This window comes from Streptomyces sp. NPDC001219, from assembly GCF_053597915.1.
Window position 1 is genome coordinate 100,480 of the sequence record NZ_JBSFJF010000001.1, and the last position, 22,364, is coordinate 122,843.

Sequence of the window (22,364 nt, forward strand, 5' to 3'; positions counted from 1 at the left end):
GATGGACTTCACGCCCACGCCGGAGCAGGCGGCGGCCGGTGAGCTGGCCGCGGAGATCTTCGGCGATCTGTCCACACCGGAGCGCCTCGCCGCTTCCGGTGGCGGTGTCGACGCCGACCTGTGGAAGGCGCTGTGCGCGGCCGGGCTACCGGGCGCGGTGGAGGAGACCGGCCTGCTGGGGCTCGTCCTGATGCTGGAGGAGCAGGGGCGTACGACGGCGCAGGTGCCGTTCGCCGCGACCTGTGTGTACGGCCTGCTGGCGGTGGGCGCGCACGGCACCGCGGAGCAGCGGGCGCGGCTGCTGCCGGCGCTGCGGGCCGGTGAGGCGGTCGCCACCGGGGCCTTTCCGGCACGGCGGGGCGGCGTACGGGCGGACGAGACGCGGGGTGGCGGGGCGGCGGGCGACGACGGGGCGCCGGGCGATGGGACGGTGCGGCTGAGCGGCCTCGTCCCCGTGGTGCCGTGGCTGGGCCCGGCCACCCACGTCCTGGTGCCGGACGGGGCCACGCGGGCGCTGTGGCTCGTACGGACCGATGACGCCGGGGTACGGCGGGAACCGGTCGAGACCACCGCCCCGTGGTCGGCCGGCCGCCTCACCCTGGACGGGGCGCGCGCCGAACGGCTGGGCGGCCCCGGCCTCACCGGGGACGGCGGGCCGGCCGAACGACGGGGCCACGGCCGCCGTACCGACGCCCACGCTGACCCCCGCGCCCACGCCCACGCCGACGTCCTGGCCCTCGCCCGGATCGCCTTCGCCGGTCTGCAGGCCGGGGTCTGCGCCGGCTCCCTGGCGCGTGCGGTGTCCCACACGACCACCCGTGAACAGTTCGGCCGGCCGCTCTCCACGAACCAGGGCGTGCTGCTGCGCGCCGCCGACGCCCATATGGACATCGAGGCCATCCGGCTCACCGCCTACGAGGCGGCCTGGCGCCGGGACGCGGGCCTGGACGCCGGACCGCAGGCGCTGACCGCCGCCTGGTGGGCGTCCGAGGCGGGCACCCGGGTCGTGCACACCGGTCAGCATCTGCACGGCGGTATCGGCGCCGACGTCGACCACCCCGTCCACCGGCACTTCCTCTGGGGCCGACAGCTCGCCGGATACCTCGGCACGGGCGCCGAAGTCCTGCAGGAGCTGGGGGAGTTGCTCACCGGGGACGACCCGGAACCGGACCCGGACCCGGACCCGGACCCGGACCCGGACCCGGACCCGGACCCGGACCTGGGCCCGGACCTCGACCCGGACGGGCCGACCTCACCCGCCCGCCCGACCCCATCCCCCCGGACGGAGGCCCCATGACAACCGGCGACGCGACAGCCCCGGACACAACAGCCGCGGACGCCGAGCCGGGCCACACCAAGCCGGCCGACGCGACGCCCGGCCACGTAGGGCCCGCCGACGCGCCCCCCACCCCCGGACAGCGCATACACGCCAACCCCGGCGACGAACTCCCCGCCCTCACCGTCCCCCTCACCCGCACCCTGATCGTCGCCGGGGCGGTCGCCTCCCGTGACTACCAGGACGTGCATCACGACCCCGAGGCGGCCCGTGCGAAGGGCTCCCCGGAGATCTTCATGAACATCCTCACCACCAACGGGCTGGTCGGCCGCTACATCACCGACCACTTCGGCCCGCGCTGCACCTTGCGCAAGGTCGCGATCCGTCTGGGTGCCCCCAACTACCCGGGAGACACCATGGTGTTGCGCGGCACGGTCACCGAGGTGGCGGACGGTACGGCGGTGGTGCGGGTCGTCGGGGCGAACGGCCTCGGCAACCACGTCACCGGCACGGTCACCGTGGGCCTCCCGGAAGGTGTCCCCGAAGGCGTCCCCGAGGACATCCCCGTAGGTGCCCCCGAAGGCATCCCGGAGGGGACCGCATGAGCGTCCACCGTCCCGACTCCCTCGGTGGCCGCGCCGCCATCGCCGGCATCGGCGCGACCGAGTTCTCCAAGGACTCCGGCCGCAGCGAACTGCAACTGGCCGTCGAGGCCGTCCGCGCCGCCCTCGACGACGCCGGGCTGACGCCCTCGGACGTCGACGGTCTGGTCACCTTCACCATGGACACCAACCCCGAGATCACCGTCGCCCAGGCGGCCGGTATCGGCGAGCTGTCGTTCTTCTCGCGGGTCCACTACGGGGGCGGCGCGGCCTGTGCCACCGTCCAGCAGGCGGCCCTCGCGGTCGCCACCGGCCTCGCCGAAGTCGTCGTCTGCTACCGCGCGTTCAACGAGCGCTCGGGCCGCCGTTTCGGCTCCGGCGTGCAGCAGCGGGAGCCGTCCGCCGAGGGCGCGGCGCTCGGCTGGAACCTCCCCTTCGGCCTGCTCACCCCGGCCTCCTGGGTCGCCATGGCCGCCCAGCGCTACCTGCACACCTACGGGCTGACCCCGGACGCCTTCGGCCCGGTCGCGGTCACCGACCGCCGTCACGCCGCCCGGAACCCGGCCGCGTACTTCTACGACAAGCCCATCACCCTCGCCGACCACGCCGCCTCCCGCTGGATCGTGGAGCCGCTGCGGCTGCTGGACTGCTGCCAGGAGACGGACGGCGCGCAGGCGATCGTGGTGACCTCGCCCGAGCGGGCCCGTGCGCTGCCGCACCCACCGGCGCTGATCAGGGCCGCGGCGCAGGGCGCGGGCCGCGCCCAGGAGCAGATGACCAGCTTCTACCGCGACGGTCTGACCGGCCTCCCCGAGATGAACGTGGTCGCCCGCCAGCTCTGGCGCACCGCCGCCCTCACCCCCGCCGACATCGACGTCGCGATCCTCTACGACCACTTCACCCCGTTCGTGCTGCTGCAGCTGGAGGAGTTCGGCTTCTGCGCGCCCGGCGAGGCCTCGGACTTCGTCGCCGCGGACACGCTTCCCCTGAACACCCACGGCGGCCAGCTCGGCGAGGCCTATCTGCACGGCATGAACGGCATCGCCGAGGCCGTCCGCCAGCTCCGCGGCACGTCCGTCAACCAGGCCGGCACCCCCGCACATGTGCTGGTCACAGCGGGTACGGGGGTGCCGACCTCGGGGCTGGTCCTCGGCGCGGACGGCGTGGGCGGCGCGTGACGACGGGCCCCGCCCGAGCGCTTCGCGACCGCCGTCATCCGGCGGCCGGCCCACGGTCCGGCGACAGCTCCGGACGGCCCGCCGACAGCCCTGGACGGCTGAGCACCACCGCGCCCGCGATCAGCCCGAACATGACCAGTTCGAGGATGGCCTGCACCGGCAGCCCCACGAGGTACATGTCCGGGGTGTCGAACTCGGGGTCGAAGTAGGCGGCCCCGGGGTAGAGGATGGCCGCTGCCTGGCTGACCCAGTAGAGGGCGGCGAAACCGGTCGCGGCGTGGAGGTTGGTGCGGGCGTCCCCGCGGCGGCGCCATACGAAGTACAGGGTGGCCAGGGCGAGCAGGGTGCCCATCGCCATGGTCTGGCCGTTGTGGAACCTCGCGTGCGGGGGCCAGAGCGGGTTCAGGACGTGGGTCTCGTTCCAGTCCGCGAGGTACGGCGAGATCCCGGTGACGACCGCGACCACGGTGAGCAGCACCTTCCCGGTCGCCGCACGGGTCCTGGTGGTCTTCGTACGGTCGGCGTCGGTGCGCTCGGCGGAGATGCTGGACATCGCTGAAAGCCTTTCGTGACAAGGGAGTTGGAGAGGTGGCGCGGGCCACGTGGGGCCGGGCGCCGCCGGAGGTACCGCTGCGCCGCCGTCAGGCCGTGGCGGCGGCGGCCGGCGCGCGGCCGGTCGCGTAGCGGTACGACGCGGCGATGACCTTCTTGGCCACCGCCAGCTCCGCCGCGTCGCGCGGGGCGTAGAGCATGACGACGTTGATGCCGAGGTGGTGGAGCGGGTGCGTCTCGCCCCACCCGGAGGCGAGGAACGTGGCGTGGTCGGCCGGGTCCAGGGCCAGGTGCAGGCTGCCGTCGGCGTGCAGATGCGCGAACTCCGCGTCGCCGCGCGGCGGCATGAGGCGGGCGCCGGCGGCCGGTGCGATGTCGTCGAGGAACACCGCCCAGCTGCTCGGGGCGGAGATCTCGCTGCGGCCCGTGGTGATGTGCGGCAGCGTCGCGGCCATCCAGTCCCGCAGTTCCGCCCTGACGTGGGCCGGGCTGGTCTGGGTGAGCTGGAGGTGCGGGACCTCGGGGCCGGTCTCGGGCCGGTCGCCCGCCCGTTCGGGGAGTGCCGGGAAAGTCATGGTGCTGCTCCTTCCTAGGGGGCCGCGCCTGCGCCTCAGGCGGCGGCCGCTCCGGCGATCCGGCCGCTACCGGCTCGCTCTCCCTCCACGCTACTTTCCTGGAGATACTGGTTACCTCCAGGAAAGCGCCCTCGCCCCCCGGCCCCACCGCACCGAAGCCGCCGAAGCCGCCGAAGCCGCCGAAGCCGCCGAAGCCACCGAAGCCACCGAAGCCGCCGAGCCCGGCCCCGCCAAAGCGACCGCCGACGCACCACAGACCTCCCCCGCAGGAGGGACCACCAGATCGGCAAGGCAGGCACGCGCCCGGACGCGACGCCTCAAGGGAAACGCGGTCGAAAGGCCGTCGAGCTGCGGCTCCGCCGTCAGACCGGTGCACCGAACCGGGTTCCCCGCTGTCCCCCTTGAGGAGGTAGGGCAGGCCTCACCCGTACAACTTGAGACGGAGAGGCCTTCGGCACCTGGGGGCGATCCGGCAACCCGCCCGCGCTCTTAGCGTGGTGCCCATGACCACGCCAGTGTGCACCAGCGCTTCGACCGCCGCTGTGTTCCCGACGTTCTCGTCCTACCTACGGGCCCGGGGGCCGGTCCTGCTGCGCACCGCGCGGTCGCTGTCACCCAACCCCAACGACGCCGAGGACCTCCTCCAGACGGCGCTGACCAAGACCTATGTGGCCTGGGACCGGATCGAGGACCACCGCGCCCTGGACGGCTATGTCCGCCGCGCGCTGATCAACACCCGGACCTCCCAGTGGCGCAAGCGCAAGGTCGAGGAGTTCGCCGTCGACGAGCTGCCGGAGCCGGACCCGCTGCCGGCGCCCGACCCGGCCGAACTCCAGGGCCTGCGCGACGCGATGTGGCGCGCGGTGATGCGGCTGCCCGCCCGTCAGCGGGCCATGGTCGTCCTCAGGTATTACGAGGACCTGAGCGAGGCCCAGACCGCCGAGATCATGGAGGTCTCGATCGGCACGGTCAAGAGCGCCGTCTCCCGCGCCCTGGCCAAACTCCGGGAAGACCCCGAACTGACCATGCTCTCGTCCTGATCCGGACACCGGGTCGGCCCCCGTCGGGCACACTCGGCGCATGCAGCCTCCCCACCCACCGGCCCCGGAGCCGACCCCACCGCCGAAGCCCGAGCAGGCTCGTTGACCTCGCCTCCTCCGGTGCCGGAAGAAGCCCTCGGCGATCTGCTGGACCAGATCGCCGGGCACCTCGGTTCCCCGGTCCCCGCCGACCTGCGGGCCGCCCTGCGCGCCGTACCCCGCCACCTCTTCCTGCCGCCCACCCTGTGGTTGCGCGACGGGAACGGCGGCTACCAGCCGTGTGAGCGGGAGAGCGCCCCCGAACGCTGGTGGCGCGCGGCATACCGCGACGTTCCGCTGGTCACCCAGTTCGCGGACGGCCCCGACGGCACCCGCGCCCCGTCCTCCTCCGCGTCCATGCCCAGCGTGGTCGTACGGATGCTGAAGGCGCTCGACGCCCGCCCGGGGCACGCGGTGTTGGAGATCGGAACCGGCACCGGATTCAACGCGGCCTTGCTCTCGTTCGTGTGCGGGGCGGAGCGGGTGACCTCGCTCGACATCGACCCCGAACTGACGCGCCGCGCACAGCGGGCGCTGAAGGCCAGTGGGCAGCAGCCCGAGGTGGTGTGCGCGGACGGCGCGGGCGGCTGGCGGCCGAACGCCCCCTACGACCGGATCATCGCCACCTGCTCCGTCCGCACCGTGCCGTTCCCGTGGCTGGAACAGACCGTGACCGGCGGCCGCCTCGTCATCCCGTGGGACACCCCGTGGTGCAACTACGGGACGCTGGTCGCCACGAAGCAGGCCGACGGAACCGCCGAGGGCACGCTCGCTCCCTACGGCTCGTTCATGCTGATGCGCGCCCAGCAGGTCGACGCGGAACTACGGGGCGCCATCCCCCACGCGGGCCAGGAGTCCGAGCGCTCCACAACGTGCCTGTCCCCCTGGGCCGTTGCGGGGAACGACCTCGATGCGCAGACGTACATCGGCCTGCGCGTGCCGGGCGCCTGGCACCTGTGGGACACCGAGCCGGACATGGCCCACACGCGGCTCTGGCTGGCCGACGGCCGGACGGACAGCTGGGCCTGTGTGGACTACGACGGACGGCAGGCGTCGGCCTTCGCGGTGTCCCAGTACGGCGCGCGGAAGCTGTGGGACGAGGTGACCGGGGCGTACGAGGAGTACGTGGCCGCCGGCCGGCCCGGCGTGGGCAGGCACCGGCTGCGGATCATCCCTGACGGGCGGAGTACGCGCCTTGAGGTGAGCGTCCCGGCTTGATCTTCGGACCCGCGTAGCGCGCCGGTGTCGTGCCCACGTGCCGGGTGAAGTGCCGGTGCAGATGGGCCTGGTCGTGGAAGCCGACGGCGGCCGCGACCTCCGCCGGGCGTCGGCCGTCGAGCAGGAATCCCCGGGCCCGCTCGATGCGCCTGCCGGTCAGGTAGGCGTGCGGCGGCAGGCCGTAGGTCTGCTTGAAGCAGCGGATCAGGTGGGTGGGGTGCGCGTGCAGGAGCGCGGCGGCCTCCTCCAGCGACATACCGCGCGCCAGCCGGGAGTCCAGCAGCTCCCGCAACGCCGTGGCCAGCCGGTTCGCCTCCCGGCCCGGCATACGCGGCGGCCGCAGCGCGGCCAGGTGACCGTGCAGCAGCCGTTCCCGGATGAAGGACAGCCGGGACTCCGCCTCGAACCCGTCGCCCGGGTGCCCGAGCGCTGTGTGCAGCTGGTGGATGCGGTGGCGCAGCAGCTCGTCACCGAAGACCGGGCCGTCCACCGCCCGGCCGGTCAGCTCCTCGGGGAGCACGCTCGTGTCGAGGTAGAGCACCCGCTTGCGGAAGCCGGTCGCAGTGACCGTCCGGCCGTCGTGCGTGACACCGGGCGGCAGCAGGACGACCGTGCCGCTGCCGGTCGCGTCATGACGGTGGCGGTCCAGGGCGAAGTCGACCGCCCCGTCGTTGAGGATCATCAGGGCCCAGGTGTCATGGGTGTGGGCCGGATACGCGTGCTCGGTGAAGTGCGCGTGGAACACCTCGGCGATACCTGGCACGGACGGGCGCCAGGCGCTGATCGTCGTACGGGGCGGGCCGACTGTCATGCCAGGAACGTACAAGACCGCTGGACAACGGTCACGGCAGTCTCACAGCATGAGCCCCTCACCCGCTTCACCCGTGCCCGTGAACCTCGCCGACGCGCTCGCGCAGTTCAGCGATCTCTGGTCGCAGAAGAAGATCGCCCAGCTCAACGACTACGAGATCAAGCTCGCCAAGCTGAAGGGCGAGTTCGTCTGGCACAAGCACGACGAGACCGATGAGTTGATCATGGTCGTCAGCGGCCGGCTCACCCTCCAGCTCAGGGACGGCGATGTCGTGCTCGGGCCCGGCGAGCTGTACGTGGTCCCGCAGGGCGTCGAACACTGCCCGCTGGCGGACGAGGAGACCGCCATCCTGCTCTTCGAGCCCGCCGGTACGCCCAACACGGGCGACGCGGGAGGGCCGAGGACCAAGGCCCCCGAGCCCCTCGCCTGACTCAGCCCTGCCCGGCGGCGTACGCGACGAAGTCGGCCCAGGCGGACGGCTGAAGGTGCAGCTGCGGGCCGTCCGGGTTCTTGGAGTCGCGGATGTGGACGGTGGAGGGGTTGGAAGCTACCTCGATGCAGTCGTTGTTGTCGCTGCCGCTGTAGCTGCTCTTGATCCACTCCAGTGCGGAACCGGGACCGTCAGAAGGCCTCAACGTCATGCTTCTCCCCGCAGTTTCTCGATGAAGGCCAGCGACTCCCTTGGAGCGAGGGCCTGGGATCGGATGATTCCATACCGCAGTTCCAGGACCTGCACCTCCTTTGGATGTTCCACGATGCGGCTCGTGAGTTGTGCTTCCGAGTACCCCACGGTCGACCCATCCCTGAGCTTCAGCAGCTGCACTTGCCCACTCATTCCGGCGTGATCCTCGCGCTCCGTCGGCATCACCTGGATCTCGACATGCTTTAGCTTGCCGAGCTCCAAGAGGTGTGCAAGCTGGCGGCGGAGCACCATCTTGCCCCCGATGGGCCGCCTCAGTGTGACCTCTTCCTGAACGAATGTCAGCGTGGTGAGTGGCTTTCGGTCGAAGATCTCCTGCCGAGCAATGCGCGCTGCAACATGGCGCTCAAGGTCGTCCTCGGCAAGCGTGGGGCGGCGTACGTCGTACAGCGCACGGGCGTACTCCTCTGTTTGCAACAGCCCGTGGAAGTTGTGATTGCCGTACGCCCCGAGTTCGACAGCCTTGGCCTCCAGCTTCTCCAGGTCCCGAACCTTCTTCGGGTAGCGGGCCCGTTCCACGTCCTTCTTCATTGCGGCGATCTTGCCGCCCGCGCCCAGCACTTCATCAGCCTTGTCGAGCAGCTCGGGGCGGGGGATACGCGCACCGCGCTCAATCTTGTAGATCAGGTTCTCCCCGTACCCGAGGGCCCTTCCCAACTCGGCCGGACGCAGCCCGGCTGCCTCCCGCCACATCTTGAGCTGCCGCCCGACCGCCTCGACGACGGCCCGCGACTCGTCTTCCGGATCGGGCTCCCAGCCTGCCTCGTCCGTGCCGTCAATGCTCATCCACTCCACCTCCTGGACCGCAGGGGACGTCCCTGGACAGTCAGGGACAGTGACCGTACGTATCGACGTAATCACTTCTCAGCGTAAGTCCGGGCGACCACGCTGAGTGACATGAATCAGGAAATCGCCGAGTACAAGCTCCAGTTCAGGGTCCAGCTGTCCGCCACCCGCCGGGGCGCACGGCTGGCGCGGCTGCTGGCGACGGAGGAACTGCGGGCCTGGGGGCTGCCGTTCGAGTCCCCGGCGCATGTCATCGCCGAGCTGGCCACGAACGCCGCCACGCACGGGCAGGTACCGGGCCGGGACTTCCGACTGGCCGTGCTGTCTGACGCGGACACGCTCCGTATCGAGGTGACGGACGCGCGCGGAGACCGGCTACCGGCCCGGCCCGCGCCGGGCGCGGGGCACGGCCTGGTGGTGGTCGAGGCGCTCGCCGACCGCTGGGGGACCACGCGGGGGCCGTTCCCCTGCAAGACCGTCTGGGCGGAATTCGACCTGCCCATGTGGGGCCGATGAGGCGGCTGACCGCCCGTCAACCGGCGGCCGGAGAACCGGGCTCCGGTGTGCCGGGCGTCGGGGTTTCGGCCCGTAAAAGAACCCATCACCCCAGGTACAGAAACCGAACCCACCCAGCCCAACCGGGCCCGGTGCACCCAGGGTCACTCGCGCGGGTGATCCATGACCGGAGGACTGGCTTCCGCAGCCGCCGTCCATGCACTCTCGGCAACAACACCCGCGAGAATCCGCACACATGCGACGGCCCCCGGCCGGGACTGGCATCCCGATCGAGGGCCTGACCAACGAGGAAGACGAGACCTTCCCCATGGCTGAACAGCAGCTTAATGCGCCTGCGCGCGACCGGTACGCGATTCGCCGATCCCCGGGGCCGTCCCCGTCCCCGTCCGGCGTCCGCCAGGTCACCGAATTCCAGGACCCCGGCTACACGATCGTCGGCAACCACCTCACCCAGCACCGTTCGCTGTCGGGCCTGGCGATCGGGCTCGCCGCGCACATCCAGTCGCTGCCGGAGGGCGCGCCGGTCGACATCCGTACGCTCGCCAGGCGGTTCCCCGAGGGGCGGGGGCGGATCGCCGCCGCCTTACGGGAGTTGGAGGCGTACGGGTACCTCGAACGGGTCCGTCAGCGCACCGACGACGGGCGGATGGTCACGGTCACGCTCTCGTACAACAACCCGTCGGCCACCCGCGCCCGCCGCGCCCGCGAGTCCGCCGAACAGGCCAAACGCCACACCGCCACCGCACCACCCCGCCCGTCGCCGGACCCGGCCCCCGTAAGGCAACCGCCGCACCCTTCCCCCGCAGCGCAGCCGCCTTCGGCACCCCAGCCGCAGCCGCAGTCGCCACCCCCGCCCGAGCCCCGCACCCGCGCCCACCACGCCCCGGCCTCCGCCCTCCTCGCCAACCTCCGGCGGGACGATCCGCGCCTGCTGCTCTCCGTACGGGACATCCAGCGCCTCACCCCGCCCGTAGCAGCCTGGCTGGAACGCGGGGCCACCCCGGACGCCGTACGCGACGCGCTGACGACGGGCCTCCCGCCCACCCTCCGCCACCCGGCCGCCCTGCTCGCCCACCGCCTCACGGACCTCCTCCCACCACCCCTCCCACCCACGCCCCCGGCGGCCCCCGCCCGCGCCCACCCGTCCCCGCTCCAGACCTGCGAAGGCTGCGACCGCGCCTTCCGCGCCCCGACCCCGGGCCGCTGCCGCGACTGCCGCCACCCGGCGTCGGAGAAGCGCCGCCTGGCATGAAGCCGGACGCCCTTCTGTACCGGGCCATGCGGGAGTTCCTTCAGTCCATGGGCGACGCCCTTCCAGGCAAGTTCGAGATCACGAAGGAGGGAATCGTGCACGACACGAGGGCGCCGGCCGGGCCTCACGAGCTGACCGCGCTACGTGTCCGGAAGCGCCTGGAGAAGGTGATGCCGGAGGAGCTGGTGGCCCACACGGGGACCCCCGACGTGGAGAGTCAGGTGGAGGGCATCATGCGCCACCCTGACGTGATGGTGATCGCCGAGGCGGACATGGAAGTCGAGGGGTCCTTCGACCCGCGCGCACTCATCGCCGCCATCGAAGTGGTTTCCCGCTCCAACCCGGACAACGACTGGGTGAGCAAGATGCGCGACTATCCGCTGCTGGGCGTTCCGGTGTACGTGATCTTTGACCCGCGCAGCGGCTCGGGCGCGGTGCTCACCGACATCCATCCGACGCCGAGCGGCCCCCGTTATGCGACCCGCAAGGAGTTCGTCTACGGCGAGGACGTGACCATCGGGGAGTGGACCATCACGACGCAGGATCTGCCGCGTTACCCGTAGCGGGCCGCAGATGCCCTCCGCCGCCACCACCCGGCGACAGCGGAGGGCAGCACTACTGCACGTGGATGACCGGCTCGTGCCGGATGGGGAAGTTCACCGAGCGGGCGATGAAGCACACCGCGTGCACCTCGCCGTGCAGTGCGCGGGCCTGGTCCACCATCGACGCCTCGGCGACGGTCACCTCGGGGCGCAGGACGACCTCGGTCAGCTGACCTCCGCCGCCGGTCGGGTCCATGGTCATGACGCCGTGTGCGCGGTCCTCGTAGTCGACGACGGTCACTCCGCCGACGGCGCAGAGGTGGAGGTACCAGAGCATGTGGCACTGGGCCACCGAGGCCACGAGGAGTTCCTCGGGGTTCCAGCGGGCGGCGTCGCCGCGGAAGGCCGGGTCGGAGGAGGCGGCGATCGGCGTCTTTCCCGTCGCCAGGACTTCGTGGTCGCGGCTGAAGGAACGGTAACTGTCCGTCCCTGAACCGAGGTTGCCGGTCCATTCCACCGTTACGTCGTACGTGTGTGTCTCCGTCATGCGGCCAGGATAGGGAGCGTCGCGCTCCGTGGGCCGCAGCTTTTCGCCCCGCAGATATGCGGACATGGCGTATCAGTCAACCGAAGTCCGAAGATCAACTGCACGCGCGGGTTTCACAGAATCATCAAGATCAAGAACCCCTTGACAGGGTTTCCCCAGCGCAGCACGGCAAGTACGTTCGTGAGAGCAAAGAGAGCGCGGCATCTGACCAATGCCCGTGCCGGATGATGAAGTTGAATCGGGGAAATTCAATGACGAGCGCCAAGGTCGCATTCACTGTTCTCTGGGCCGGTGTGCTGATGGCGGTGGACAGCTTTCTTGAGGGCTTCACCTGGGCTCAGTATCTGGCGATATTCGTCCTCGCGGGGCTTTACGCCTTTACTGTCGACAAGCTTCCGGTGAGCCGGGGCAAGAGCGCCCGCGAAGGGCCCTGAGGCGTGGGGACCTGAACCGCCCCGCGTCAGGGGTGTCGGGGCCGGAGGGGCGGTTCAGGTCCCCCGGCTCACCATCAACCTGCCCACCGACGCCTCCAGTTCGGCGATGCGGTCGGCCAGGCGTGCCTTGTCGGAGCCCTGGGCGTCGCGCAGCAGGAGTTCCACCTCGGCGAGCTGGCCGGCGATCTCCGCGAGGCGGGACGCGTCGCCCGCGCCGGTGACCGCCGGCTGCGGGGGCGGCCCGGGCGGCGGTGGGGCGCCGGGGCCCTCCGGAGGGATGGGGGGATGCCCGGCCTGCCCTCGGTGTTCCCCGGGTGGCTGCGGTTCCGGGTGCTCCTGGGGCGGGGGAGGTGAGGCGGGGGCCGAGGCCGACACGACGGAGGACTCCGTGCCCGTACCGGCCGTGTCCGTGCCGGCCACGGTCGTGGGGGCCGCCGGGGTGGGCGGCGCCCCTTCGCCGCCGGGGTGTTCGTCCGAGGTCAGCAGGCGCTTCAACTGGTCGGCCTGGGAGGCCAGTTGGCGGTTCTTGCGGTGCAGCTCCAGGAAGACGTTCACCTTGGTGCGCAGCAGCCAGGGATCGAAGGGCTTGATGAGGAAGTCGGCGGCGCCGACCGTGTAGCCGCGGTAGGCGTAGTTCGGGTCGACCGAGGCGCCGGTGAGCAGAATGATCGGGACGTCCTTGGTCTGGTCGAGGCCCTTGATGTTGGCGGCGGTCTCGAAGCCGTTCATGCCCGGCATCAGCACATCGATGAGCACCACCGCGAACTCCTCGCGGAGCATGGCCTTGAGGGCCTCCTCGCCGGAGCGCGCACGGACCACCTTCTGGGTGAGGGAGCCCAGCACGGCCTCCAGCGCGACCAGGTTCTCCTCCGTGTCGTCGACGATGAGGATGCCGGGTGAGGTGTCGGGTGTCGTCATGATTCCTGCCCCGTCGTTCCCTGGTCGTCCTGGCCGCCGCTGCCGTCGGCAGGGGCGGTGTCGGGGGTGTCCGGATCAGGGCGCGGCGACGGATCGCCGACCTCCGGGTCGAGGAGGCGGCAGATCACGGACAGCAGCCGGTCGACGTCCACCGGCTTGGGGATGTAGTCGTTGGCCCCGCTCTCGATGGCCTTCTCGCGGTCGCCCGGCATGGCCTTCGCGGTGAGCGCGATGACCGGCAGGTCCGCGAACCGGGGTGCCTGACGGATCGCCTTGATCATCTCGTAACCGTCCATTTCCGGCATCATGATGTCCATCAGCACCAGCGACACATCCGGTGTCCGGTCGAGGACCTCCAGGCCCTCGCGGCCGTTCTCGGCGTACTTCACGCTGATGCCGACCCGGCCCAGTACGTGCGTGAGCGCGAAGACGTTGCGGATGTCGTCGTCGACGATGAGGATGCGGCGCTTGGCCAGCACCTCACCGGCGCGTCCGCTGAGCCAGTCCTTGAGCCGGGTGGTCTCGGGCCAGGTGACGGCCGGGCCGCCGTCGGCGGAGGGCCCGCCCGCGGGCGCGGGGGAGGTCAGCTCCTGTTCCTGCTGGGCGGGGAAGAGGTCGGCGTCGGCGGCCGGCAGGCTCGGCTGCGGTGCGGGCTTGGCGGTGAGCTGTTCGGCCAGGACCGGGCCGGACTGGGCGGTGCTGTCCGCGGGGCGGGTGGCGGCAGTGGGGCTCGGTGCGGGGAACGGGCCGGTGTAGTGGGCGGGCACGTACAGGGTGAAGGTCGAGCCGACGCCCGGCTCGCTCTCGGCGATGATCCGGCCGCCGAGCAGCGCGGCCATGTCGCGGCTGATGGAGAGGCCGAGGCCGGTGCCGCCGTATTTGCGGTTGGTGGTGCCGTCGGACTGCTGGAACGCCTCGAAGATGCCGTCGAGTTTCTCCGGGGAGATGCCGATGCCGGTGTCCTTGACGGACAGGGCGATGACGTCGTCGGCGGTGCGCAGCGACTCCTCCTCGAAGTCGGTGGCCGGCACCCGCTGGACGATGAGTTCCACCCCGCCCGAGGAGGTGAACTTCACCGCGTTGGACAGCAGGTTGCGCAGGATCTGCTGGAGGCGCTGCTCGTCGGAGAACAGCTCCTGGGGGACGTTCTCGCCGACCTTGACGTCGAAGGCGAGACCGCGGTCGACGGTCAGCGGCCGGAAGGTGGCACGGACGTAGTCGAGGAGTTTGATCAGCGGGAGGGTCTTGGGGTGCACGTCCATCCGGCCGGCCTCGATCTTCGACAGGTCGAGGATGTCGTTGATGAGCTGGAGCAGGTCGGAGCCCGCGCGGTGGATGGTGACGGCGAACTCCACCTCCTGCGAGGAGAGCCGGCCGTCGGGGTTGTCGGCGAGCAGCCGGGAGAGCACCAGCAGGGAGTTCAGCGGGGTGCGCAGCTCGTGCGACATGTTCGCCAGGAACTCCGACTTGTACTGGGAGGAGGTCGCGAGCAGGGCCGCCTTCTCCTCCAACTCCGCGTTCGTCAGCTGGAGTTCGTCGGAGCGCTGGCGCAGCTCGGCGGTCAGCCGCTGGGACTCCGAAAGCAGGGACTCGGTACGGGAGTTGGCGATGATGGTGTTGATGGAGACGCCGATGGTGTTCACGAACTGGTCGATGAACGCCAGGTGCACCTCGCTGAAGCGGCTGAAGGAGGCCAGCTCGATGACGCCGAGCACCTGGTCCTCGAAGAGGACCGGCAGGATGACGATGCTGGCCGGGGCCGCGGCGCCCAGCCCGGAGCTGATGGTGATGTAGTCCGGCGGGACGGCTTCGACGACGATGCGCTTCTTCTCCATGGCGGCCTGGGTGATCAGGCCCCAGCCGGGGGTGCCCAGCCGCAGCCGCGGCAGGGAACGGCGGCCCTCGGGCTGGCCGGTGCCGTAACCGGCGATCAGCTCCAGTCCCTCACCGGGCTCGGCGCCCGCCTCGGCCAGGAAGAACGCGCCGAACTGCGCGTTCACCAGCGGGGTCAGCTCGCGCAGGATCAGGTCGGCGACCTCGACCAGGTCGCGGTGCCCCTGCATCAGGCTGGCGATACGGGCGAGGTTGGACTCCAGCCAGTCCTTGGCGCGGGTGGTCTCGCGGAGGTTGGCGACCATCAGGTTGATGTTGTTCTTCAGGGCGGCGACCTCGCCCTGCGCGTCGACGGTGATCGAGCCGGACATGTCGCCCTGGGTGACCGCGCTGGCCACCTCGGCGATCGCCCGGACCTGCGTGGTCAGGTTCAGCGCCAGCTCGTTGACGCTGGTGGTCAGCCGCTTCCAGGTGCCGTAGACGCCCTCGACCCGGGCCTGTCCGCCGAGCTGCCCTTCACTGCCCACCTCGCGGGCCACCCGGGTCACCTCGGACGAGAACGAGGACAGGGTGTCGACCATCGTGTTGATGGTCGTCTTCAGCTCCAGGATCTCGCCGCGGGCGTCCACGTCGATCTTCTTCGAGAGGTCGCCCTTGGCGACGGCGGTGGCGACCTGGGCGATGTTGCGGACCTGGGAGGTCAGGTTGTCCGCCATGGAGTTGACGTTGTCGGTGAGGTTCTTCCAGACGCCGGAGACGCCGTGGACCTGCGCCCGGCCGCCGAGCCGGCCCTCGGTGCCGACCTCGCGGGCGACGCGGGTGACCTCGTCCGCGAACGCGCGCAGCTGCTGGACCATCGTGTTGACGGTGTCCTTCAGCTCCAGGACCTCGCCGCGGGCGTCCACGTCGATCTTCTTCGACAGATCGCCCATGGCGACGGCCGTGGTCACCTGGGCGATGTTGCGGACCTGGGACGTCAGGTTGAGAGCCATGAAGTTGACGCTCTCGGTGAGGTCCTTCCAGACCCCGGACACGCCCCGGACCTGCGCCTGACCGCCCAGGTTGCCCTCGGTGCCGACCTCGCGGGCGACGCGGGTGACCTCGTCGGCGAAGGCGGAGAGCTGGTCGACCATGGTGTTGATCGTCGACTTCAGCTCCAGGATCTCGCCCTTGGCCTCCACGGTGATCGTCTTGCCGAGGTCGCCCTCGGCGACGGCGGTGGCGACCAGGGCGATGTTGCGGACCTGGGAGGTCAGGTTGTCCGCCATGAAGTTGACGCTCTCGGTGAGGTCCTTCCAGACCCCCGATACGCCGCGGACCTGTGCCCGGCCGCCGAGCCGGCCCTCGGTGCCGACCTCGCGGGCGACGCGGGTGACCTCGTCGGCGAAGGCGGAGAGCTGGTCGACCATCGTGTTGATCGTCGACTTCAGCTCCAGGATCTCGCCCCGGGCGTCCACGGTGATCTTCTGGCTCAGGTCGCCGTTGGCCACGGCCGTGGTCACCTGGGCGATGTTGCGGACCTGCCAGGTCAGGTTGGACGCCATGAAGTTCACGTTGTCGGTGAGGTCCTTCCAGACCCCCGATACGCCCCGGACCTGCGCCCGGCCGCCCAGCTGCCCTTCGGTGCCGACCTCGCGGGCGACGCGGGTGACCTCGTCGGCGAACGCCCGCAGCTGGTCCACCATCTTGTTGACGGTGAGCTTCAGCTCCAGCAGCTCGCCGGTCGCCTCGACCGTCACCTGCTGGGTCAGGTCCCCGGTGGCCACCGCCGTGGTGACCACGGCGATGTCCCGCACCTGCGCCGTCAGCCGGGACGCCATGGTGTTGACGGCCTCGGTCACGTGCAGCCAGTCGCCGGAGAGCCCCTGCACCTTGGCCCGGCCGCCGAGCCGCCCCTCGGTGCCGACCTCGCGGGCGACCCGGGTGACCTCGCCGGTGAACAGCGACAGCTGGTCGACCATGCGGTTCACGCCGTTGCCCAGGCGGCGCAGATCGCCGCGGAGCTGGCGGTTGCCGTCGTGCAGATCCACCCGCTGGGTCAGATCGCCGTCGGCGACCGCGTCCAGCACCCGGGTGGCCTTGGCGAGCGGGACCACCAGCGCCTCCAGCACGGTGTTGGCCGCCTCGATGTTCGTCGTCCAGGTCCCCTGGCCGGGGCTCGCGGAGATCCGCTCGTCCAGCCGTCCCTGCCGGATGATCTCGCTGCGAACGCGTTGCAGCTCGGAGGCGAGATGGGCGTTGCGGGCGATGATCTGGTTGAAGACACCGGCCATGTCGGCCAGCACCCCGTCCGTGGCGCCGCCGTCCGGCAGGCTCTCCACACGGGTGGTGAAGTCCCCGTCGCGTACCGCGTTCATCGCCGCCAGCAGCGGCCGCAGCTCACTCGTGCGCACCCACTGCCCGTCGTGCGGCGGGGCGGCGGACGGGACAGGCGGAAGGAGCGCCGTGGGGTCGGGGTCCTCGGCCGACGGCGCGGAGGGGTCGGACGGCGATGCGGCCGGTTCTGTGGGCTCGGAGGGCTGAGCGGGCTCGGGAGGCTCCGGGGGCGAAGAAGCAGACTCGGGCCGGGCCGGGTCGAGCGCCATGGCACACCATCCCCAGTGATCGGTGTGGGGAAATCCAGTCGGGGCAGAGAGTGATCCATTTGGGCAGTTATGACATAGTATAAAGCGCTCGTAATTACTTTTTCCCGGCATATCCAGGGGGCGCAGTGGTACCGCTGTCCTCCCCGCACACGACGGAATCCGTGTCCCGGAAAGGTCTGCCCGCGAACCAGCTCGCGGCCGCGGGCGCACGGAAGTTTGTGCGCGCGCTGCTCACCGAACGGGCGGCCGCGCCACCCGCCACGGCGGGGCCCGGGGCGGCGGCGATCGACGCGGAACTCATCCACGACGCCGTGCTGCTCACCAGCGAGCTGGTCACCAACGCCGTGATGTACGCCGGTACCGAGATCGATGTGACCTGCCGCCTTGAGCACGACCAGGTGTCCGTCGACGGCGACGGGGAGCGCCGCCGGGCCAGGATGGGCCTGGTGATGGAGGTCTCCGACCGCCACCCCGCCCGCCGGGTGCGCGGCGGGGTGGACGCCCGCACCGGAGAGCCGGGATACGGGCTCCAGCTGGTCAGCGCGCTGTCGGAGTCCTGGGGCGTGACCTACCGCAAGTCCGTGAAGACCGTGTGGTTCCGGCTGGAGTCCACCGAGGGCGAGCCCGGGACGACCGGCTCCGCGCCCCGGCTCGCCTCGCCGGGCGCCGCTCCGCCGCTGCGGCCGGCCCAGCCCGCCGCCCAGCGCCGCCGCACGCACGGGTACGCCGCCGAGTGGGCGGACCGCGGCGGCCCGTCCTTCCTGGCCGAGACCAGCGAACTGCTGGCCGGGCAGCTCGACCAGGACATGGTCACCGCGCTCGCCGCCCAGCTGCTGGTGCCCCGGCTCGCCGACTGGTGCGCGATCTGGCTGACCACCGAGGGCGGCGGGATGCAGCTGTCCCGGGTCTGGCACGTGGACGAGCGGCGGATCGCTCCGCTCCGCGCCGACCTGGAGCTGGACCCGCCGGTCGACCTCATCCGTACCGCCGGCACGCCCTGGCCGTGGCCGGAGTGCGCGGGCGCGGCCTCCTCGGGCGGGTCCGCGCTGGCCTTCCCCCTGGTCGCCCGGGACACCGACCAGGGCATGCTGCTGCTCGGCCGGGCCGGACACCTCCAGATGACCGACACCGTGGTGCGGATGGTCGAGGACGTGGCCCGCCGGGTCGCCCAGGCCGTGCTCACCGCCCGGCAGTACACCCGGCAGACCACGATCAGCCTGGCGCTCCAGCGGCGCCAGCTGCCCGCGACGCTCGCCAGTATCCCCGGCATCGACACCGCGATCGTCTACGAGCCGCACGGCGAGGGCCAGACCGTCGGCGGCGACTTCTACGACGTCTTCCCGATGGGCGACCGCCGCTGGTGCTTCCTGCTCGGGGACGTCCAGGGCAAGGACCCGGAGGCGATGTCCGTCACCGGGCTGGCCCGCCACCTGGTGCGGCTGCTGGCCCGCGAGGGGCACGGCGTCGAGTCGGTGCTCGGCCGGCTGAACCTGGCCATGGCCGAGGAGAGCGCGGAGGCGGTGGAGCTGGGCGGCGAACAGGCCAGCTCCCGTTTCCTGAGCCTGCTCTACGGGGAGCTGGAGGTCGACCCGGGCGCGGCCGGGGCCCGCTGCACGGTCGCCACCGCCGGCCATCCGCCGCCGCTGCACATGTTCGTCGACGGCACCGTCGAGGCGGCCTCCGAACCCCAGATGCTGCTGGGCATCGACGAGGGCACCGAATTCCAGGCCAGCTCCTTCGCCCTCGCCCCGGGCGAGACGCTGCTGTGCGTGACCGACGGGGTCACCGAACGCCGCTGCGGCAACTGGCAGTTGGACGACAACGACGGTCTGATCGAGGTGGTGCGGGACGGCATGGGCCTGGGCGCCAAGGCCCTCGCCGAGCACGTACGGCGGGCCGCGCACGACTTCGGCACCGGGCCGGTCGAGGACGACCTGTCGGTGCTGGTCCTCCAGGCGGTGACCCCACGGTGACCCCGGGGGCCGGACGGCGCCCCTGAGCGGCCGGCCGGCCCGCCGGTGTCCGCCGCGGCCGGCGCGGCCGCCTCAGCGCCCGGCCGTGGCGACCACCGGCCGCCCGCCGCCGGAGATCACCCCGCCGCCCATCCCGGCCACCGGGTCGAACTGCCCGCCGAACAGCGGCCGCGCGAGGGACGGGCCGTCGCCGGAGGCCCGCTGGACCGGTGCGGCCTGCGACGCCGCCTGGGCGGCACCGGAGACCGCGAGCACACCGGCACCGCCCAGGGCGGCGGCGACGAGGAAACGGGTGAGGTGGGGGCGCATGGACGCTCCTTCGGTAGGGGTTCGTTCCGCAGAGCCGGTGACGTTGCACGGCCGGTAACCGGGTGAACGAGCAACCGGGGCGCAGGGTGACCGGGTATCCGGGTGACCCGCCGGGCGCGTGCGGACATGCGAAAGGGGCCCGCTCCTGGCGGGCCCCTCCCCTTTGCCGTCCTGTGCTACCGCGTCAGCAGCCCGGGAACGTCGCCGACGGGGTCTCGAAGGTCCCCTGCCCCTGGACCTTGATCAGGCCGACGGCGCTCTTGCAGGGCCAGCTCATCTTCCAGGTCTGGGTGGCCCGGTCGCCCTTGCTGATGGTCTCCAGCCCGGCGTACGAGGACGAACCGTTCATGCGGTACCCGAGCTGCGCCTTGATGTCCGAGCCGCTCTTCTTGGTGTAGATGATGTCGATGGACTGGGGCCGGGTGTTCATGACGATGCAGAGCTGACCGTTGCTCATGCTGGTGCACTTGACATGGTCCGACCCCGACGCCACCGCCTGCGACGCGCGGGCGGGCGCCGCCTCGGTTCCGGCCGCGTGCGCCGGAACCGTGAGAAGCGAGAAACCGACGGCCGCACACGCGGCGGCGGCCAGTGAGGCACGACGAATCATGGAAAACCCCCGTTGAGTAGTTGTCTGACGGTACAAAGCTCCACGTACCGACACGAGCTGTTTTCGGACAGACTTCCGCCCTGTTCGAGCCGAAGGTGTGCGGGGAACGGGCCTACGGGTTTACCCGGATGACGGCGACGGGGTGCCGGCAAGCACCCTGTTCCCCTCGTACGTCATGGCCCCGGTGCCGAAGATCATGAGATCCCGACGCGCCCCAGGTGGGAACCGGACCCGCGGGCGACACCCGAAGGTGCAGGCGCTACCGTCGGGTAGTGACATACCGTCCGGTATGTGCGCAGAATCGTCCCCACGGTCGCGATGCGGCGACGGCACCCTCGGGAGGTTCTGTGTACAGCACCATGCAAGACGTACCCCTGCTGATCAGCCGGATTCTGGAGCACGGCCGGACGGTCCACGGACAGGCGACCGTGACCACCTGGACCGGCGAGCCGGAACCCCACCGCCGCACCTTCGCCGAGATCGGCAACCGCGCCGCCCAGCTGGCCCACGCGCTGCGCGACGAGCTGTCGGTCGCCGGCGAGGAGCGGGTCGCCACCCTCATGTGGAACAACGCCGAACACATGGAGGCCTACCTCGCGATCCCCTCCATGGGCGCGGTGCTGCACACCCTCAATCTGCGGCTGCCCGCCGAACAGCTGGTGTGGATCGTCAACCACGCCGAGGACCGCGTGGTGCTCGTCAACGGCACCCTGCTGCCGCTGCTCGCCCCGCTGCTCCCGCAGCTGCCGAAGCTCCGCCACATCGTCGTCGCGGGCCCCGGTGACCGCTCCGTCCTCGACGGCGCACAGGCCCGGGTGCACGACTACGAGGAGCTGATCGCCGGACGCCCGGAGAGCTATGCCTGGCCGGAGACCGACGAGCGGGAGGCCGCGGCGCTCTGCTACACCTCCGGGACCACCGGCGACCCCAAGGGCGTGCTCTACAGCCACCGTTCGCTCTATCTGCACTCGATGCAGGTCAACACCGCCGAGGCGTTCGCGCTCAGCTCCCGTGACATCACGCTGCCGGTCGTGCCGATGTTCCACGTCAACGCCTGGGGCCTGCCGCACGCCGCGTTCATGGCCGGTGCCTCGCTGCTGATGCCGGACCGCTTCCTGCAGCCCGCGCCGCTCGCCGAGATGATCGAGACCGTACGGCCCACCATCGGCGCCGCCGTCCCCACCATCTGGCAGGGGCTGCTCGCCGAACTCGACTCACGACAGCGGGATGGGGGTACCTCCCGGCCGGAGGCTGGGGGAGTCGCCTGTCTGCACACGGTCGTCATCGGCGGCTCCGCCTGTCCGCCCGCCCTGATGCGCGGCTTCGAGGAGCGGCACGGCATCCGCGTCGTGCACGCCTGGGGCATGACCGAGACCTCCCCGCTCGGCAGCGTCTCCCACCCGCCGGCCGGCGTCAGCGGCGACGAGGAGTGGGCCTACCGCGCCACCCAGGGCCGCTTCCCGGCCTCCGTCGCGGCCCGGCTGATCGGCCCCGACGGCGAGGAGCTCCCCCACGACGGCACGTCCGCGGGCGAGCTGGAGGTCCGCGGGCCGTGGATCGCGGGCGCCTACTACGGCGGCGCACAGGGCGAACCGCTGCGCCCCGACGACAAGTTCAGCCCCGACGGCTGGCTGCGCACCGGCGACGTCGGCACCATCACCCCGAACGGCTACCTCACCCTGACCGACCGCGCCAAGGACGTCATCAAGTCCGGCGGCGAATGGATCTCCTCGGTCGAGCTGGAGAACCACCTGATGGCGCACCCGCACGTCGCCGAGGCCGCGGTGGTCGCCGTACCCGACGACAAGTGGGGCGAACGGCCGCTGGCCACGGTGGTGCTCAACGAGGGCGTGACCATCGGCTACGAGGAGCTGAAGGCGTTCCTCGGTGAGCGGATCGCGCGCTGGCAGCTGCCGGAGCGGTGGGCGGTGATCCCGGCGGTGCCCAAGACGAGCGTGGGGAAGTTCGACAAGAAGGTGCTGCGCAAGCAGTACGCGGAAGGCGAGCTGGACGTGACGCTGCTGGCGTAGGACGCCTTGCGGTGGGGCCCGGGGAGCCGGGCCCCACC

Annotated in this window: 22 protein-coding genes; 12 read left to right on the plus strand and 10 right to left on the minus strand. The window is 71.3% G+C overall.

All coding sequences use genetic code 11. The features are described from left to right. Position 1 precedes the first annotated feature (1 nt). The 3 genes from ACWC9R_RS00460 to ACWC9R_RS00470 all read left to right on the plus strand — a co-directional run bounded on the left by ACWC9R_RS00460 (position 2) and on the right by ACWC9R_RS00470 (position 3,056). The gene (locus ACWC9R_RS00460) at positions 2-1,297 is read left to right on the plus strand and encodes an acyl-CoA dehydrogenase family protein (protein WP_450727517.1); all 1,296 of its coding nucleotides are present in this window, start codon (positions 2-4) and stop codon (positions 1,295-1,297) included. A gap of 125 nt (positions 1,298-1,422) precedes the next feature. Further along, positions 1,423-1,881, plus strand: coding sequence for a MaoC family dehydratase (locus tag ACWC9R_RS00465; RefSeq protein WP_450727882.1), 459 nt, complete (start codon positions 1,423-1,425; stop codon positions 1,879-1,881). Next, positions 1,878-3,056 carry a lipid-transfer protein gene (locus ACWC9R_RS00470; protein ID WP_450727519.1) on the plus strand — a complete coding sequence of 393 codons (1,179 nt, stop codon included), beginning with the start codon at positions 1,878-1,880 and terminating at the stop codon, positions 3,054-3,056. Before ACWC9R_RS00465 ends, ACWC9R_RS00470 begins: the two co-directional genes overlap by 4 nt. Before the next feature lie 34 nt (positions 3,057-3,090). Here the strand turns inward: ACWC9R_RS00470 and ACWC9R_RS00475 are convergent, their stop codons facing one another. Next, entirely contained in the window at positions 3,091-3,609 is a 519-nt protein-coding gene (locus ACWC9R_RS00475; RefSeq protein ID WP_450727521.1) for a DUF6640 family protein, read from the minus strand. 88 nt (positions 3,610-3,697) lie between these two features. Beyond that, positions 3,698-4,183, minus strand: a complete 486-nt coding sequence (locus ACWC9R_RS00480) for a luciferase domain-containing protein (RefSeq protein ID WP_450727523.1) — start codon at positions 4,181-4,183, stop codon at positions 3,698-3,700. Between the two features lie 503 nt (positions 4,184-4,686). Between ACWC9R_RS00480 and ACWC9R_RS00485 the strand changes: the two genes are divergently transcribed. Together ACWC9R_RS00485 and ACWC9R_RS00490 are read left to right on the plus strand one after the other, a co-directional pair. Then, entirely contained in the window at positions 4,687-5,223 is a 537-nt protein-coding gene (locus ACWC9R_RS00485) for a SigE family RNA polymerase sigma factor (protein ID WP_450727525.1), read from the plus strand. Between the two features lie 120 nt (positions 5,224-5,343). Then, a complete protein-coding gene (locus tag ACWC9R_RS00490; RefSeq protein ID WP_450727527.1) occupies positions 5,344-6,480 on the plus strand; it encodes a methyltransferase domain-containing protein in 1,137 nt (378 codons plus the stop codon). Here the strand turns inward: ACWC9R_RS00490 and ACWC9R_RS00495 are convergent. Continuing rightward, positions 6,431-7,291: a helix-turn-helix domain-containing protein gene (locus tag ACWC9R_RS00495; protein WP_450727529.1), complete on the minus strand. Its 861-nt coding sequence runs from the start codon at positions 7,289-7,291 to the stop codon at positions 6,431-6,433. The genes ACWC9R_RS00490 and ACWC9R_RS00495 overlap by 50 nt on opposite strands. 49 nt (positions 7,292-7,340) lie before the next feature. On the opposite strand from ACWC9R_RS00495, the gene ACWC9R_RS00500 reads away from it, so the two are divergent. Further along, complete coding sequence (locus ACWC9R_RS00500) at positions 7,341-7,721, plus strand: cupin domain-containing protein (RefSeq protein ID WP_450727531.1); 381 nt, start codon at positions 7,341-7,343, stop codon at positions 7,719-7,721. Between the two features lies 1 nt (position 7,722). On the opposite strand, the gene ACWC9R_RS00505 is transcribed toward ACWC9R_RS00500, so the two are convergent. Both ACWC9R_RS00505 and ACWC9R_RS00510 read right to left on the minus strand, forming a co-directional pair. Then, positions 7,723-7,932 carry a DUF397 domain-containing protein gene (locus tag ACWC9R_RS00505; RefSeq protein ID WP_450727533.1) on the minus strand — a complete coding sequence of 70 codons (210 nt, stop codon included), beginning with the start codon at positions 7,930-7,932 and terminating at the stop codon, positions 7,723-7,725. After that, positions 7,929-8,777, minus strand: coding sequence for a helix-turn-helix domain-containing protein (locus ACWC9R_RS00510; protein WP_450727535.1), 849 nt, complete (start codon positions 8,775-8,777; stop codon positions 7,929-7,931). Before ACWC9R_RS00510 ends, ACWC9R_RS00505 begins: the two co-directional genes overlap by 4 nt. 111 nt (positions 8,778-8,888) lie before the next feature. Between ACWC9R_RS00510 and ACWC9R_RS00515 the strand changes: the two genes are divergently transcribed. The 3 genes from ACWC9R_RS00515 to ACWC9R_RS00525 all read left to right on the plus strand — a co-directional run bounded on the left by ACWC9R_RS00515 (position 8,889) and on the right by ACWC9R_RS00525 (position 11,108). Further along, on the plus strand, positions 8,889-9,293 hold the full coding sequence (locus tag ACWC9R_RS00515; protein WP_450727537.1) for an ATP-binding protein: 405 nt from the start codon (positions 8,889-8,891) through the stop codon (positions 9,291-9,293). A gap of 235 nt (positions 9,294-9,528) precedes the next feature. Continuing rightward, on the plus strand, positions 9,529-10,545 hold the full coding sequence (locus ACWC9R_RS00520) for a helix-turn-helix domain-containing protein (RefSeq protein ID WP_450727538.1): 1,017 nt from the start codon (positions 9,529-9,531) through the stop codon (positions 10,543-10,545). After that, complete coding sequence (locus ACWC9R_RS00525; RefSeq protein ID WP_450727539.1) at positions 10,542-11,108, plus strand: Uma2 family endonuclease; 567 nt, start codon at positions 10,542-10,544, stop codon at positions 11,106-11,108. The genes ACWC9R_RS00520 and ACWC9R_RS00525 overlap by 4 nt, the downstream gene beginning before the upstream one ends. 52 nt (positions 11,109-11,160) lie before the next feature. Here the strand turns inward: ACWC9R_RS00525 and ACWC9R_RS00530 are convergent, their stop codons facing one another. Further along, positions 11,161-11,634, minus strand: coding sequence for an OsmC family protein (locus ACWC9R_RS00530; protein ID WP_450727541.1), 474 nt, complete (start codon positions 11,632-11,634; stop codon positions 11,161-11,163). 251 nt (positions 11,635-11,885) lie between these two features. Here ACWC9R_RS00530 and ACWC9R_RS00535 point away from each other — a divergent pair, with 251 nt between their 5' ends. Further along, entirely contained in the window at positions 11,886-12,068 is a 183-nt protein-coding gene (locus ACWC9R_RS00535) for a hypothetical protein (RefSeq protein WP_450727543.1), read from the plus strand. A 54-nt stretch (positions 12,069-12,122) separates the two neighbouring features. On the opposite strand, the gene ACWC9R_RS00540 is transcribed toward ACWC9R_RS00535, so the two are convergent. Both ACWC9R_RS00540 and ACWC9R_RS00545 read right to left on the minus strand, forming a co-directional pair. Then, entirely contained in the window at positions 12,123-12,986 is an 864-nt protein-coding gene (locus tag ACWC9R_RS00540) for a response regulator (RefSeq protein ID WP_450727545.1), read from the minus strand. After that, positions 12,983-17,404: a HAMP domain-containing protein gene (locus tag ACWC9R_RS00545; RefSeq protein ID WP_450727547.1), complete on the minus strand. Its 4,422-nt coding sequence runs from the start codon at positions 17,402-17,404 to the stop codon at positions 12,983-12,985. The genes ACWC9R_RS00540 and ACWC9R_RS00545 overlap by 4 nt, the downstream gene beginning before the upstream one ends. A gap of 161 nt (positions 17,405-17,565) precedes the next feature. Here ACWC9R_RS00545 and ACWC9R_RS00550 point away from each other — a divergent pair, with 161 nt between their 5' ends. Continuing rightward, on the plus strand, positions 17,566-19,377 hold the full coding sequence (locus tag ACWC9R_RS00550) for a SpoIIE family protein phosphatase (protein ID WP_450727549.1): 1,812 nt from the start codon (positions 17,566-17,568) through the stop codon (positions 19,375-19,377). A 72-nt stretch (positions 19,378-19,449) separates the two neighbouring features. Here the strand turns inward: ACWC9R_RS00550 and ACWC9R_RS00555 are convergent, their stop codons facing one another. Together ACWC9R_RS00555 and ACWC9R_RS00560 are read right to left on the minus strand one after the other, a co-directional pair. After that, complete coding sequence (locus ACWC9R_RS00555; protein WP_450727551.1) at positions 19,450-19,686, minus strand: hypothetical protein; 237 nt, start codon at positions 19,684-19,686, stop codon at positions 19,450-19,452. A 184-nt stretch (positions 19,687-19,870) separates the two neighbouring features. Beyond that, positions 19,871-20,143 carry a hypothetical protein gene (locus ACWC9R_RS00560; RefSeq protein WP_450727553.1) on the minus strand — a complete coding sequence of 91 codons (273 nt, stop codon included), beginning with the start codon at positions 20,141-20,143 and terminating at the stop codon, positions 19,871-19,873. 500 nt (positions 20,144-20,643) lie between these two features. On the opposite strand from ACWC9R_RS00560, the gene ACWC9R_RS00565 reads away from it, so the two are divergent. Further along, complete coding sequence (locus ACWC9R_RS00565) at positions 20,644-22,326, plus strand: long-chain fatty acid--CoA ligase (protein ID WP_450727555.1); 1,683 nt, start codon at positions 20,644-20,646, stop codon at positions 22,324-22,326. Positions 22,327-22,364: the final 38 nt, after the last annotated feature.

Excerpts from the sequence above, each read along its gene's own strand:
- ACWC9R_RS00460 (WP_450727517.1), top strand. The coding sequence starts at position 2 with ATGGACTTCACGCCCACGCCGGAGCAGGCGGCGGCCGGTGAGCTGGCC.
- ACWC9R_RS00515 (WP_450727537.1), top strand. The coding sequence starts at position 8,889 with ATGAATCAGGAAATCGCCGAGTACAAGCTCCAGTTCAGGGTCCAGCTG.
- ACWC9R_RS00540 (WP_450727545.1), bottom strand. The coding sequence starts at position 12,986 with ATGACGACACCCGACACCTCACCCGGCATCCTCATCGTCGACGACACG.
- ACWC9R_RS00535 (WP_450727543.1), top strand. The coding sequence starts at position 11,886 with ATGACGAGCGCCAAGGTCGCATTCACTGTTCTCTGGGCCGGTGTGCTG.
- ACWC9R_RS00510 (WP_450727535.1), bottom strand. The coding sequence starts at position 8,777 with ATGAGCATTGACGGCACGGACGAGGCAGGCTGGGAGCCCGATCCGGAA.
- ACWC9R_RS00545 (WP_450727547.1), bottom strand. The coding sequence starts at position 17,404 with ATGGCGCTCGACCCGGCCCGGCCCGAGTCTGCTTCTTCGCCCCCGGAG.
- ACWC9R_RS00495 (WP_450727529.1), bottom strand. The coding sequence starts at position 7,291 with ATGACAGTCGGCCCGCCCCGTACGACGATCAGCGCCTGGCGCCCGTCC.
- ACWC9R_RS00475 (WP_450727521.1), bottom strand. The coding sequence starts at position 3,609 with ATGTCCAGCATCTCCGCCGAGCGCACCGACGCCGACCGTACGAAGACC.
- ACWC9R_RS00470 (WP_450727519.1), top strand. The coding sequence starts at position 1,878 with ATGAGCGTCCACCGTCCCGACTCCCTCGGTGGCCGCGCCGCCATCGCC.
- ACWC9R_RS00530 (WP_450727541.1), bottom strand. The coding sequence starts at position 11,634 with ATGACGGAGACACACACGTACGACGTAACGGTGGAATGGACCGGCAAC.
- ACWC9R_RS00525 (WP_450727539.1), top strand. The coding sequence starts at position 10,542 with ATGAAGCCGGACGCCCTTCTGTACCGGGCCATGCGGGAGTTCCTTCAG.
- ACWC9R_RS00555 (WP_450727551.1), bottom strand. The coding sequence starts at position 19,686 with ATGCGCCCCCACCTCACCCGTTTCCTCGTCGCCGCCGCCCTGGGCGGT.
- ACWC9R_RS00560 (WP_450727553.1), bottom strand. The coding sequence starts at position 20,143 with ATGAGCAACGGTCAGCTCTGCATCGTCATGAACACCCGGCCCCAGTCC.
- ACWC9R_RS00480 (WP_450727523.1), bottom strand. The coding sequence starts at position 4,183 with ATGACTTTCCCGGCACTCCCCGAACGGGCGGGCGACCGGCCCGAGACC.
- ACWC9R_RS00505 (WP_450727533.1), bottom strand. The coding sequence starts at position 7,932 with ATGACGTTGAGGCCTTCTGACGGTCCCGGTTCCGCACTGGAGTGGATC.
- ACWC9R_RS00485 (WP_450727525.1), top strand. The coding sequence starts at position 4,687 with ATGACCACGCCAGTGTGCACCAGCGCTTCGACCGCCGCTGTGTTCCCG.
- ACWC9R_RS00520 (WP_450727538.1), top strand. The coding sequence starts at position 9,529 with ATGCGACGGCCCCCGGCCGGGACTGGCATCCCGATCGAGGGCCTGACC.
- ACWC9R_RS00500 (WP_450727531.1), top strand. The coding sequence starts at position 7,341 with ATGAGCCCCTCACCCGCTTCACCCGTGCCCGTGAACCTCGCCGACGCG.